Origin of the sequence: Pelagicoccus sp. SDUM812003, from assembly GCF_031127815.1 — a bacterium.
GTDB lineage: Bacteria > Verrucomicrobiota > Verrucomicrobiia > Opitutales > Opitutaceae > Pelagicoccus.
Genome location: NZ_JARXHY010000015.1, coordinates 83,146 through 97,781, shown reverse-complemented (window position 1 = coordinate 97,781; position 14,636 = coordinate 83,146). Strand labels below are relative to the sequence as shown.

The window sequence follows — 14,636 nt, the reverse complement described above, 5'->3', positions numbered from 1 at the left end:
CGGAACTGATTTGTCGGCTAACATCGGCATTGACCCGCAAGGGCTTTGCTGGGAATGCTTCCTGCTCGGAGGCGAAACGGCGCCGCCACGTAACTTATTTTGATTCCATTTTTCTCCCGATGCTTTCTGAAGATAGATCCAGCACCATTTTGATCGTCGATGACGACGAAGAGATTCGTTACTCGCTCGGTCGCGTTCTCGGCAGTCGAGGCTACGCGATCGAAACCGCCGGCAGTGGAGAGGAGGGCATCGAGAAGGTGAAAAACGGCCTGAAGCCGGAGCTGGTGCTGATGGATATCCGCATGGGCGGGATTTCCGGCATCGAGACCCTGCAGCACATGCGCTCGGTCAACGCCAACCTGCAGATCGTGCTCATGACCGCGTTCGGCACGGCCCAGACCGCCATCGAAGCCATGAAGTTCGGGGCCTACGACTATGTGATGAAGCCCTTCGACGTGGACAAGGTCATCGAGATCGCGGCCAAGGCCATCAGCTCGAATCAGGACCTGCAAAGCGCCAGCGACTACGAGAAGAAGGTCAACTACGAGGACTACAAGGAAGGCATCGTGGGCACTTCCCCGGCGATGCAGGAGGTGTTCAAGGTCATCGGTCAGGTGGCGGCCAGCGACGCCACGGTGCTGGTGACGGGCGAGAGCGGCACCGGCAAGGAGCTGATCGCCAAGTGCATCTACCAGCACAGCCTGCGCTCCGGCGGCCCGTTCACGGCCATCAATTGCGCCGCCATCCCGGACAATCTCATCGAAAGCGAGCTGTTCGGGCACGAGAAAGGCAGTTTCACCGGAGCCACCACGCAGCGCATCGGGCGTTTCGAGCAGTGCGATCGCGGCACGATTTTCCTCGATGAGATCGGGGATATGGCCCTGGCCACGCAGACCAAGATCCTGCGCGTCCTGCAGGAGGGCGAAATCCAGCGCGTCGGCGGCACCGAGACCATCAAGGTCGACGTGCGGGTGATCGCCGCGACCAACAAGGATCTGGAGAAGATGGTGGAGGAGAAGGAGTTTCGCGAGGACCTCTACTATCGCCTCAACGTATTTCGCATCCGCGTGCCGGCTCTCAAGGAGCGCAAGGAGGACATCCCGGACATCGTGGACTACATGCTGCAGAACCTGGTCAAGGAGCGCAAAGCTCGGGCCACCCGCGTTTCCAACGATGCGTTGAAGACCCTGGTGGCGTATCCATGGCCGGGCAATGTGCGCGAGCTCGGAAACGTGGTCTACCACAGCGCCGTGGTGGCCCAAGGCGACGCCATATTGGTAAAGGATTTGCCGGAAAACATCGTGCGAGCGGTCGGGCAGCAGGCGGCGCCAGCGTCGGCTCCCGCCCCGTCGCCAACCCCCGAAACCGTCGCTCCCGCCAAGGGAGAGCCAGTTTCCGCTCCTCCTGCTCCGGCCCCCGAAGCCGCGGTGGAGGCTCCAGCGGCCGCAGCCTCGGAAATCTCCGCTCCCACGCCCATCACGCCCAACGCGGTGGTGCCGCCGCCGTCCATGCCCATTTCGTTGCCCGCCATCTACGACCGGCTCTACAAGGAGCTGCGGGAGCGTCAGGAGATGCGCATCCTCGGCCTGATCGAGCGCCAGATGATCGAGCGGGCCATCAAGGAGACCGGAGGCAACCAAGCCCGCGCCGCGGAGATCCTCGGCATCACGCGAAACACCCTCAAGAAGCGCCTCGACGAATACGCCTCCTAGCTGCGGCGGAGCTCTCGACAGGGAGGTAGCAGACAAGCTTGTAGCGCGGATTAGACGGCGCCATAAGCTTCGTTTCCCCGCTTTATCGACTTCCTGCCAAGGGTGAATTTTATTGTCAGTCAGGGCGAAATAGGTTGGCAACTAGGCCCCTATGAAAATCGCTCTAATGTTTTCCGGTCAAGGCGCCCAGAAGGTGGGCATGGGTAAGGACTTGTACGAGAGCAGCGAGATCGCTCGCTCCGTTTACGACAAGGCTGACGAGGTCCTTGGCTGGAAGATAAGCGAACTGAGTTTCGAAGGCCCTCAGGAATCCCTCACGGAAACCAAGGTCTGCCAGCCAGCCCTGTTCGTGCACGGCTATGCGGTCTACCAGATCATGAAGGCCCAGGGAAAGCTCTACGACGTGGCCATCGCCATGGGGCTTAGCCTCGGCGAAGTGACCGCCATGACGGCCGCTGAGGTTTTCGACTTCGAAACCGGTTTGAAGGTGGTGGCTGAGCGCGGACGACTCATGCAGGAGGCCTGCGAAGCCAGCAAAGGATCCATGGCTGCGGTGATCGGCGTGGAGCGCGATGTGGTCGCTGCGTTTTGCCAAGAAATGGACGTGGAGATGGCCAACCTCAATTGCCCGGGGCAGATCGTGATTTCAGGCGAGAAGGAAAAGATCGTGGCCGCGGTCGAAGCCGGCAAGGAAAAGGGCTTTCGTCGCGTGATGGAGCTCGACGTCGCTGGCGCCTACCACAGCCGGCTGATGCAGCCTGCCCGCGATCGCTTCGCGGCCTTTCTCGAGGGTGTTGAATTCAAGGCTCCCAAGCTCACTGTTTTGACCAACACCACCGGAGATGTGATTTCCGATCCGGCCGCCATCCGCGAGGCTTTGGTGAAGCAGGTTGTCTCTTCGGTGCTTTGGGAGGACTGCATCGTCAACGCGGCCAAGGCGGGCGCGGACATGTTCTGGGAACTCGGCGTGGGCGGCGTGCTCAAGGGTCAGGTCAAGCGCACCAATCGCGACTACGCCAACGCCAGCTTTGAAACCTGGGCGGATTTGCAGGCCTAGTTTTCTGCAAGTAGCAGAGCAGCGTTAGAAGCTCGTCGCTCCGTTGTGAGGACGGGCTTTTTTGCGTCTTTTTACCGTCTGAATCCGTCGGCGCTTGTTTTGGGGCGAGGGCTCGTTTGCATGAACGGCGTGTCGCCCCTCGCTCGTCTTTTTCTTGCACCTGCCGTTTTCGCGTCCTCGTCGTTGGCTCATGACGCGGTCTATTTGCCGTCGTTCGAAGTTCAGGGACAGGAGACTTCACTCCACGGAGCCGCGATGAGCGCCTCGCAAGGCTATGTTGGAGGTGACGACCTGGCGCTGGCCACCGCGGAGGGCGGCTCTGATTTGCTGGAGGCGGTGCCCGGCATGATCGCCACTCAGCATAGCGGGACCGGAAAGGCCAAGCAGTATTTCTTACGTGGATTCAACCTCGACCACGGAACCGATTTCGCCGCGATGGTCGACGGGATGCAGGTGAATTTTCCTACGCATGGCCATGGTCAGGGATACGCGGATACGAATTTTGTCATTCCGGAAATGGTATCCATGATCTCCTACCTCAAAGGGCCGTATTATGCGATGGTCGGAGATTTCTCCTCCACCGGGTCCGCCAGCATTGGGTTCAAAGACATGCTGGAGCGGGACTTCGTTTCGGCGAGCGTCGGCGAATATGGCCGGCAGCGGCTGGTCAGCGGCATGTCTCGGCCGGCGGCCGAGGGAAACCTGCTCTTTGGTCTGGAGCTGGAGGAAAACGACGGTCCTTGGGTTTTGGATGAAAACCTCGCCAAGCGCAGCGGACTTCTGCGGTATTCGGCGGGGAACTACGACGAGCGATTCTCGGTGACCGCGATGGCCTACGACTCCAGCTGGGATGCGACGGACCAGATACCAGAACGAGCGATCGCCAGTGGCGACCTATCCATCTATGGGTTTGTGGACCCGACTGTGGGGGGACGAACGACGCGCTATAGTCTGTCCGCGAACTGGCGTCGGGACCAAGGGCATGTGCGGACCTTCGCCAACGCGTATTCGATCTATTACGACATGAACCTGTGGTCGAATTTCACTTATTTCCTGGAAGATCCGGTGAATGGCGACCAATTCGAGCAGGCCGATCGACGCATGGTCTATGGCGCCAGCTTCGGAAAGACCTACTTCTATCAGGAGCTGTTCGGCAAGCAGACGAACCACACCATCGCTTTGCAGTTTCGCTGGGATGACATCGACCAAGTAGGACTTTATAAGACCAAGGAGCGTCATCGACTTTCAACTATTCGCGAAGACGAGGTCGGCGTCGTGTCGAGCGGACTGATCTACGAGGCGAAAGTCGATTGGTCGCCCAAGTTAAGAATGCACCTTGGGGCGAGATTGGATAACGTGGATCATCGTTCTCGCAGTCGGGTGGGCATGGAGAGCGGAGTGGCGTCGGATTGGCTGATCAGCCCCAAGACCAATATCGTCTACACCATGAACGATGCCTTGGAGTGGTATGCGAGCGCTGGATACGGATTTCACAGCAACGACGCGCGAGCCGCCAGCGTTGGCGACAAGGTGGATCCCTTGGTTTCCTCTCAAGGCGCCGAGCTGGGGCTTCGCTATCGGTTTGAGCAGCGCCTGAATACCTCGCTCAGTCTCTGGCGATTGGATCTGGATTCGGAGCTGCTGTACGTTGGCGACGCAGGGGAGACGGAAGCGTCGCGCCCCAGCGAGCGGTGGGGGCTGGATTGGACGAGCTTCGCTCGGCTCGGTTCCGGGTTTATGGCGGATCTAGATGTGGCGTGGAGTCACGCTCGTTTTAGCGATCTGAATCCGGCGGGGCGGCATATTCCTGGCGTGGTGGAAAGGAAGCTTGGAGCGGGACTCAGCTACGGATGGGGGGAGAAGGGACGCGTTTCTTTGAAGTATCGCTATTTTGGAGACAGGCCTTTGGAGGAGAGTGGAGCGATTCGGTCTCGCTCATCGGAAACCGTGAACGTGACTGTGAGGGGAGGGAACGAAAACTGGGAATGGAAGATCCTTCTGAGCAATTTGCTTGATTCGCAGGATCCGGACATCAGCTACTGGTACGAGTCGCGCCTCGCTGGAGAGTTCGATGCAGTAGCGGACGTACATAGCCACGTGATGAAGCCCCGATCGCTCGCGGTTGAGCTGACGCGTCATTTCTAGAGCAGTTTCGAACCCAGTCCGAGAGATCAGGTTTCGACGCGAGCTCAAGCTAGCGAGTGGGCAGCTCAACCGTTTGCCGATCCTCGAAGATCATGAAGGGCGGATACCAGTATCCGGATTTGTCTCGATAGGTCACTCGAACGCCGAATCCTTCCGGTGGAAAGCGCGAGAGGATGGGTGCGTGAAGCTTTTCGAGTGAAAGACCGTTGGCCTGGAAGGCGTAATCGATCAGAATGTCGTCCTCGCGGTTGAGCGAGACTGCGAAGCTTTCGATCGCGAGAGATCCCTCTTCGCCAAGAATCGCGATGAACTCGGAAGCCGCCGCTTCAAGCTTTGGTTTCCATTTTGGAAATTCGGCCGGTTCGAAATAGACGCCTTGGCTCGGAGCCGGATCGCAGGCGGCCACGCTGGTAGAGCGCGCCAGTTCCAGTCGAGCTTGGACCGTTTTTCGGCCCTCCTTCAGTTCGAGCGTAATCTCGTAAGTGTCGTGCCCAAGTAGGGGGGCGGCGAGAAACAAGGTTAGGAGGAGTGAGCAGATCGCGCTTTTCATCGATTGGGTGTAGGTGACTTTCTAATACTTTTTGAGGTTTAGCGAATTTACGAAGTTTTGACTGTCTGATTCCGGTAGCGTGGAAAATATCTCAAATTCGTTCACCTGTATCCAATGCCGCAGCACGCGGAGTCTCGTATTCAGAATCTAAACATAACGATTTTTTCACCCTAGACGTTTCTGTAGGATGAATCTCATGCCCAATTAGGGGATTCATCTTATTCACTCGTACTATACCCATCCCCCTATGCCAAATAGATGCCCGCTGTATCGTGGGATAGCTACTGCTTTGACGCTGTTTTTAGCTGTCCTGACTGTTCAAGCATACGCCCAGCCTCATCAGCTGGAGTATTTAGATAGAGGACTCGTCGCCGTGAAGGCGAGCGAGAGCGAAGCCTACTTAAGCTGGAGATTGCTGGTTAGCGACGATGAGTTCGTGGGTTTCAATATGTACCGTTCCTCGGACGGGCTGCCAGCGGTCAAACTCAATTCGTCGCCTATTCGCGGTACGACCGACTACATCGATGCATCGGTCGACTTTGGCGTATCCAATTCTTATTACATCAGGCCGGTTGAGAATGGCGTGGAGTTGGGAGCGAGCAGGGTTGCGTCGATTGACATGGACGCTCCTGTTCGCCAGTACCTGAGCTTGCCGCTGCAAGTGCCGGAAGGCGGAGTCACTCCTGATGGGGTGAACTATAGCTATACGGCGAACGACCTGTCGGTGGGGGATTTGACTGGCGATGGGCGCTATGAAGTCGTCGTTAAGTGGTATCCGACCAACGCGAAGGACAATGCGCAAGGTGGATACACTGGCAACGCTCTGCTTGACGCCTATACCTTGGACGGTGAATTGCTGTGGCGCATAGACCTCGGGATAAACATTCGTTCCGGGGCCCACTACACGCAGTTCATGGTGTATGACTTGGATGGAGACGGTATTTCGGAAGTGGCGGTTCGTACCGCCGAAGGGTCCATGGATGCCAGCGGCGCGTATGTGGCCGCGGAGGACAAGTGGTTTGGCGAGCGTCCGCCGATTGACCACAGCGCGGATCGTCGCAATGGTAGCGGTTACATACTCGAGGGACCCGAGTTCCTGACCGTCTACAACGGCGAAACCGGTCTGGAAGCGGCTTCGATACTTTATGATCCGCAGCGCGTTCCTGGCACCTATTTCCCGACTCCCGGCCAGATTGAAGCGATTTGGGGAGATGGATACGGAAATCGTATCGATCGCTTCTTAGGAGCGGTAGCCTACTTGGATGGCGAGCGTCCTAGTCTTGTAATGTGTCGTGGATACTACTACGGAAGAAACGGTTCTCCAGGGCGCACTGTTCTGGCCGCTTACGACTGGCGCGACGGCGTGCTAAGCAAGCGCTGGGTCTTCGATACTTGGGAAAACCCAGAGAACGATTCCTACCGTGGTCAGGGCGCCCACAGCTTGACGGTTGGCGATGTCGACCAGGACGGTCGCGACGAAATCGTCTATGGCGCAGCGACGATCGATGATGATGGTACTGGTCTTTACAATACGCTTATTGGTCATGGCGATGCGTTGCACCTTTCCGACATGGACCCGGATCGTCCCGGTCTTGAGATCTGGATGCCGCACGAGTCTCCGTCTTCGTATGGCGACAACGGATCCGAACTGCATGATGCGGCGACGGGAGAAGTCCTGTTCGGCGTAAGTGGCGAAGGCTCCGATGTCGGTCGCGGGGTAGCGGCGGATTTGGACCCTCGCTATCGTGGCTTCGAGACATGGGCCTCGCGCGGGGGCATGCATTCCATCACCGGTGAAGCGATCGAGACGAACGGACTTCCCTCGATGAACTTCCTCGTCTGGTGGGACGCCGATCCACTTCGCGAGCTGCTTTCCGGCACCGAGATTACAAAATGGAACTGGAATCTGGGTCACTCCGAGCTGCTGTTTACCGACAGTGGCATCGCATCCAACAACAGCACCAAAGCAACGCCAAACCTCTCTGCTGACATCTACGGCGACTGGCGCGAAGAGGTGATCTGGAGGTCGACGGACAGCTCCGAGCTGCGCATTTATTCGACCATTATCCCAGCCCGTAGCCGCATGGTCACGCTGATGCATGATCGTCAATATCGCCTCGCCATCGCGTGGCAGAATGTTGGATACAACCAGCCGCCTCATACCGGATTTTATCTCGGAGATGGAATGGAGACTCCGGAGCGTCCGGACTATTTCTACAACCGCTCGAACCAGTCGCCAGCGGTCGAACTCGTTTCGCCCTCGGATGGCAGCTTCTTCGAAGTAGGCGATGTCGCTTCGCTGGTAGCTGAAGCGAGCGACCCAGACGGCGTAGTCGAAGAGGTCGAGTTTTTCGAAAACGACAAGTATCTCGGCCTCGATCCGACCGATCCTTACACGGCGCTCTGGGACGCGACCATGGGCGGCTCGTTCCATCTGCGAGCTGTGGCGACTGACGACAGCGGCGCCCAAACCTTATCTCTGCCGGTTACGGTGACTGTCGGGCATACCGAAATCTATGACGAATCGACCGCCCTGCGTGGCTGGACTCCGATCGAGAGCGAGCATGAAGGGTATCGAGGCGATGGATACTTCGCCTTTAGCCGTCCGTGGCACTTTATTGAATTTCGCGACTTGGACGGCGGTCTCGTCGGCGGTGAAAAGACGCTCCGCATTCGCTATAGCGCCCAGCGTCCCGGCGTACATCCGTGTTTCCTCATCGTTAACGGGGAACGCCAAATGGTTCGACTGCCCTCGACCGGAGATTGGTCGAACTGGCAGGAGTTCGAAGTGAAAATCGCCCTCGAGATCGGTCCTTCGAACACGGTCCGTTTGCAGGCCCGAGGCGGAGCCATCATGGTGGACGAAGTTTCCGTAGCTGGCATCGTACGCAATCAGGCGCCAGCAGTCGAAATCGTGTCTCCACAAAATGGATTCAGCTTCCCTGAAGGAGTGGATATCGGGATAGGCGTAGCCGCGCAAGATATAGGCGGATCCGTCGCATCGGTAGATTTCTATGCCGGAGACCTGCTTCTCGGTACCGATATCACGGCCCCGTATTCGCTCGATTGGGAAGATGTTGGCGAAGGCCTCTACGCTCTCACCGCTACAGCGACCGATGACATGGGAGCCGAAACCACTTCCGAGGAAGTGGAGATTCTCGTAAACAATCCGCCCAGCGTGGCGATTGTTTCTCCGTCCAGTGGTTCCTATGTTCCTTCGGGCGAAACGGTTCGCATCGAAGTCGAGGCCGATGATGGCGTGGGCACCGTGGAAAGCGTGGACTTCTACGTCGGAGGCGAGCTACTGAGCACGGACCTGGAAGCTCCGTTTTCCCTCGATTGGTCTAGCGAAGAGCAGGGGCCCTACAGCTTCTCTGCAGTCGCTACCGATAACCGAGGCGCCGCTATGGAATCCCAGCCCATCGAGCTCATTGTCAGCCCTGCTGGATACGCTGCGACCTATCAAGCCGAAGAGGCAGAGGGTACTGAGATCTTCTTCGAGTCCACCAACCCTGGCTACAATGGCGACGGCTATGCGAACTTCCCTAGCGATGGCGGAGCCCTCCTCTTTGACAAGGTCGATGGAGGTTCCGGAAGCATGGCTATTTTGCGCATTCGCTACGCTCTCGGTGCGGCGGATCCACGCATCGGCCGATTGACGGTCAATGGTAGCAGCATGGATATCGAGTTCCCGTCAACCGGTGGTTGGGCTGAATACAAGACTATGGATTTGGCATTCCCATTCGATGCAGGAAAGTCGAACGAAGTCCTTTTCGAATCGACCGGCGCCGACTTGGCGAATGTCGATGAAATCACAGTTCTCGGTCTGCAAAGCGAGGACGACCAGACCTATCACGCGGAAAACGCCTATCAGGAAAACGTCTCGTTCGAAACGGGCAACCTCGGTTTCAACGGCACCGGAGCCATCAATTTCCCGGGTACGGATGGAATTCTCGAATTCCAGGAAGTCGACGGAGGTATAGGCGGAACCATTACGCTGAAGATTCGCTACGCTCTCGGAGCTGCCGGCGAACGGGCTGGCACGCTCACGATCAACGGAAACGAGCAGCCCATCGTATTCCCATCGACAGGAGGCTGGTCGACTTACGACTTCATCCAGTTGAATGTCTCGCTGCTGGCTGGACCTCAGAACACCATTCGCTTCGCGTCGATCGGAAACGACCTTGGCAACGTCGACGAAATCGTGCTCTCCGGTATCACGCCCAACGACGTGCCGGAAGTGACGCTTCTGACGCCCAAGGATAAGGTAAGCGAAGCCACCAGCATCTATGTGGTAGGCGACTCGACGGTAGCCTCCTACAACAGCGGCTCGTATCCACAGAAAGGTTGGGGGCAGATTCTCCAAAGCTTCCTCTACGACGGCGAGTTCGTGGTCAACAATCGCGCTATCGGTGGACGCAGCTCTCGAAGCTTCATCGAAGAAGGACGCTGGGAGTCGGTGAAGGCCGAGCTTTCCGAAGGCGACTATGTATTCGTGCAGTTCGGACACAACGACCGCGATTGGAACAAGGCCGAACGCTATACGCCAGTTCCTGACTACAAGGTCTACATCGCTCAGTACGTGAACGAAGCGCGCGAGCTCGGAGCGATCCCGGTCCTCGTGACTCCCATGGTGATGAATGCGTGGAGAAATGACTCCATGCGCAACGTTTTCACCGAAGACGGAAACGACTATGCTGGCGCCATGAAGGAAGTGGGCGTTGAGCTAGGAGTGGACGTGATTGACCTAAATGCGAAATCGCACGCTTTTTTCAGCGGCTTGTCCTACGAGTATAACGCCCGTTTCTTCTACAATACGTATGTAGAAGGTGAATACCCGAATTTCCCAAGCGGAAACAACGACGGTACTCACTTCCAGGAAATGGGGGCCATCTACATGGCCAAGTTTATCGCCGAGGGCATTCGCGAGCAGCAAGACGATCCGGAAATCGGGCCGTTGGCGGATGCTCTGGTGACGCAGTACCCGGTCTCGCTGAAAGCGAACGTAGACGGAGCTGGCGAAATCACCATGGGCTCGGAATTTCCTGCGGGCGTGACGGTGACGCTCAAAGCGCTTTCGGAGGACGGGCATAGCTTCATTCGCTGGACCGATGGCGAAAGTAATGAGATCGCCACTACGAATATCTACACCTTCGAAATGGGCCGCGAAGCGCAATCCTTCATCGCCTATCTCGACAACGAGGAAGTCGTCGCTCCGCCTGCTGCAGGCGTGAAGATCGGTGGCGGTGTGGCTTCCACCGGTGGTTGGAAGCTTGGCGATGAAATGCTGTTCACCGCGGAAGCTTTCGATCCCGATGGAACGATCGACCGCGTCGAGTACTACGCCCGCGACACTCGCGTCAAGATCGGCGAAGCTACCGAGCCGCCGTACGCCTTCACTTGGATTGTCGAAGGCGGTATCTACGACGTCTGGGCGGAAGCGGTAGACAACCACGGCGCCCGCGGAGCTTCCGATCCCTATTCGATCGCGATCGAAGTGGAGAACGAGCTGCCGACCGTGTCTATCGTCGCGCCCTCGAACGGATCCACTCTCTCCGCTGGCGAATCCTTCACGATGGAAGCCACCGCGAGCGATCCCGACGGTTCGATCCTGCGGGTCGATTTCTTCGAAGGAAACAGTCTGCTCGGATCCGACGATACGGCTCCCTACACCTGGGACTTCGACGGATTCGAGCCAGGTTCCTACACCTTAGGCGCTCGGGCAATCGACAACTTCGGCGAAGGTTCGCAGATCGAAACCATCGCCGTGGGCGTGCTCTTTCCGGAAGGCGGAGCTCTGCTGCAGGAGGCCGAAGACGGCATGCTCTCTGGCAACTTTGTCATCGTTGAAGACGCCGAAGCCAGTGGTGGAAAGGCAGTCGAAGCGATCGGCGGAGGCGACGATTGGGTTGAGTTCAACTTCAACGTCGAAGTCGCCGGCTTCTACAAGATCCGTACGCTGGTCAAAGCCATCGACGGAACTCACGACTCCATGTTCGTGACCATCGACGGTGACGGAGCGACGACCCATACTTGGGATGTGGAACGCAACGCCACTTACATCGAAGACTACGTGAAGAACCGCCGCGGCGAGGATCCCGTGATCGTCTTGCTCGAGGCAGGCGCCCATACGGTACGTTTCGCCTATCGCGAGAATCTTTTCCTCGACCTCGTCGAGCTGGAGCTCGATCGCGTGAAGCCAAGCAACTTCGCCCCGACGGTTTCGCTCGTGTCTCCAGTTTCTGGCGACGTGTTCGCGGAAGGCGAGACCATCACTGTGAGCGCGAGCGCTTCCGATGAGGATGGTTCCGTTTCCCTCGTAGAGTTTTACGCAGATGGCGTGAAGATCGGAGAAGCGAGCCAAGCGCCGTTTTCCGTCGATTGGAGCGGAGCGACTGCGGGCGAAGTGACTCTATCTGCAGTGGCGACCGACAATGAAGGCGCCACTGGGAGCTCCGAGGCCGTATCGATTGGCATTTTCTTCTCCGATGGCGGCGAGCCGATTCAGGAGGCTGAGTCGGGTAGTTCCGAAGGAGCGGTGATCGTCGTCGACGACGCCAGTGCCAGCGGAGGCCAGTACATCGAATTCGCCGATCCGGAAGGACTCGTATCCGGAATGACATACACTATCACCAACGTCGGTAGCGGTATGGCCATGGAAGCGGCGGACTCGGACAGCGCGTACGGTGGATCGATTTATCAGCAGACGCCGACTGGCGAGCGGAATCAGCAGTTCGTCATCACCGATTTGGGTGGCGGAAACTATTCCATCTTCGCCTTGGAGAACGAAGAAAACGTAGACGCCTACGGTGGCCGCGACGCTACCTCCGGTACGATCGGGACTTGGGTCGCCAACGCCTCCAGGTATCCGAACCAGAACTGGACGCTCATCGAGGACGGTGACGCGTATCGCTTCAAGACCACCAACCGCGGCGACTACTCGATTGGCGTAGCGGGAGAGAGCTCCGACGCCGGAGCAGACATCGACTGGAGCGCGGAGTCGGGCAGCGACTATCAGCGCTGGACGATTACACCGGTTTCCGGAGGAGGCAGCGCCTCAGAAAGCAACTACGTCGAGTTCAAGTTCAACGTGGAGGAGGATGGGGCCTACAACCTGTGGGTGACCTACAAGGCGATTGACGAGAGCAGCAACTCGTCGTTCGTATCCATAGACGGAGGACCAGCCGAGCAGTACTTCTGGGAAATGCCGGTAAGCTCCGAATTCGTGGGCGCTTTCGTGATGGAGTCAGGCTCGACCGAACCGCTGGAGATCGATCTCGCGGCCGGACCCCACACCGTGCGTTTCGGATACAGCGAACCGGTCAGCATCGACCAAGTGGAGCTCCGCGTCGATCCGGGACTGGGCTTCAAGAACGGCGGCACCTATCAGATCGTCAATGTCGGCAACGGCATGGCCCTACAGTCCGAATCCCGCGCCGTGAATCAGGGCGTCAACGCGTTCCTCGATTCGCAGCAATGGGTGATCGATGAAGTGTCGGAGGACGTGTACAGCATAATTCTGAAGGGGACCACCGAAGGCTTGGATCACTATCCCGGCGACGAGATCGGTACCTGGACGTTCAACTCCACCAAGAGCAATCAACTCTGGAGGATCGTTCCTGTGGAGGAAGGTGTATTCAAGATATCGGTACTAAATAGCCCCGAGTCTATGGTGCTCAGTCCGGAGGGTCTCAGCGACGCGGACGGAGCGAATGTCGTGCAAGCTGAATACATCGGGGATGCTCGCCAGCATTGGACGATCGAAGTTCCGGGCGAGGCGGAGCCGAAGACGCACACCATCTACACCATCGGTGATTCCACCGTCGCGAACTACGCTCCAGGCTACTATCCACAGACCGGCTGGGGACAGGTGCTCGGACAGTTCTTCGATCCCGAAGTCGAAGTGAAGAATCGCGCTGTTGGTGGTACCAGCTCTCGGAGCTTCTACAATAGCTTCTGGACTCCGGTTGTGGAGGAGCTCGAAGCAGGCGATTTCGTTTTCATCCAGTTTGGCATCAACGACCGAGCCGCGGACGAGGAACGAAACACCAACGAAGAGGAGTTCAAGGAGTTCCTTACCCTGTATGTGAATGAAACGATAGCGGCCGGGGCTCATCCGGTATTGGTTTCGACGGTACGTCGCAATGCCTGGGTTGATTCGAGCACAATGTATGACGCTTATCACGAGCATCCGGTGGCGACGCGCGAGCTGGCAGCCGAGATCGGTGTGCCTCTGATCGATCTGAACCTCGCTGCCAAGCAGCTTCTGGAAACGCTTGGCCCGGACTACGCAGGGCCGTTTGTCTACATGAATCTGGAAGCGGGCGAATACGACATCGGAGCCAAAGCGGACAACGTCCACTTCCAGGAAATGGGAGCTCATGAAATGGCGAGGTTGGTGATCGAAGGTATCGAGTCTCTCGATACGGATACGAATGTCAGCCAGCTGATCGAATGGATTGATCCGATGTACGAGGTCGCGGTGTCCAGCAACGACACGGCCTTGGGATTGGTCACTCGCACCGCGAGCTATCCGGAAGGAGCGACCGTCACCGTAAAGGCGTTGCCAAGCGCGGGCTACCAGTTCGTGCAGTGGGAGGACGGATCAGGAAACCTCGTTTCCACCGACCGCCTAATGATCTTCGAAATGGGAGCCGAAGCGCAGAGCTTCCACGCCATCTTCGAAGTCGCTCCACCGGCGGAGCCCGATCCGGAAACAGGCATCATCTCGGGCGCGACCTACACGCTGACCAACGTCGGCAGCGGCTTGATGCTGCAGAATAGCGGTCGCGAAGTGACGCAAGGCGTCGCCACGGGCGGCGTGGAGCAGACCTTCACCCTGACCAAGCTAGAAAATGGAAACTACACCATCACTGCGGTGAGCAACTCCGAGAATCTGGATACCTACAACGACAACCAAGTCGGCACCTACACCGCCAATCCTGGAAACGGAAATCAGAACTGGATCATCACGCTTGCCGACGGCGGACACCGCATCGGCTCGCAGTCTCGCACCGGCAGCGTGCTCGGTGTGGACGGCGACAGCTCTGCCGATGACGCCAATGTCGGCTGGGCGACGGACGCCAGCAGCGATTTCCAGCGCTGGACGCTCAGCGAAGTGGAATAGTTTGCTTGAGAGAAATCCTGAACCAAATGGGGCGTTCGCTCTGAA

5 protein-coding genes are annotated in these 14,636 nt (G+C 57.9%); 4 read left to right on the top strand and 1 reads right to left on the bottom strand.

Translation table 11 applies throughout. The features are described 5' to 3' along the window. The first annotated feature begins 119 nt into the window (after positions 1 to 119). The 3 genes from QEH54_RS18220 to QEH54_RS18210 all read left to right on the top strand — a co-directional run bounded on the left by QEH54_RS18220 (position 120) and on the right by QEH54_RS18210 (position 4,914). On the top strand, positions 120 to 1,712 hold the full coding sequence (locus QEH54_RS18220) for a sigma-54 dependent transcriptional regulator (RefSeq protein WP_309020137.1): 1,593 nt from the start codon (positions 120 to 122) through the stop codon (positions 1,710 to 1,712). A gap of 151 nt (positions 1,713 to 1,863) precedes the next feature. Then, a complete protein-coding gene (fabD, locus tag QEH54_RS18215; protein WP_309020136.1) occupies positions 1,864 to 2,769 on the top strand; it encodes an ACP S-malonyltransferase in 906 nt (301 codons plus the stop codon). A 255-nt stretch (positions 2,770 to 3,024) separates the two neighbouring features. Then, the gene (locus QEH54_RS18210; RefSeq protein ID WP_309020135.1) at positions 3,025 to 4,914 is read left to right on the top strand and encodes a TonB-dependent receptor; all 1,890 of its coding nucleotides are present in this window, start codon (positions 3,025 to 3,027) and stop codon (positions 4,912 to 4,914) included. Positions 4,915 to 4,963: 49 nt separating this feature from the next. Here the strand turns inward: QEH54_RS18210 and QEH54_RS18205 are convergent, their stop codons facing one another. Next, positions 4,964 to 5,464: a hypothetical protein gene (locus QEH54_RS18205; protein ID WP_309020134.1), complete on the bottom strand. Its 501-nt coding sequence runs from the start codon at positions 5,462 to 5,464 to the stop codon at positions 4,964 to 4,966. A gap of 247 nt (positions 5,465 to 5,711) precedes the next feature. Between QEH54_RS18205 and QEH54_RS18200 the strand changes: the two genes are divergently transcribed. Then, positions 5,712 to 14,591 carry an Ig-like domain-containing protein gene (locus tag QEH54_RS18200; RefSeq protein ID WP_309020133.1) on the top strand — a complete coding sequence of 2,960 codons (8,880 nt, stop codon included), beginning with the start codon at positions 5,712 to 5,714 and terminating at the stop codon, positions 14,589 to 14,591. The last annotated feature ends 45 nt before the right edge of the window (positions 14,592 to 14,636 follow it).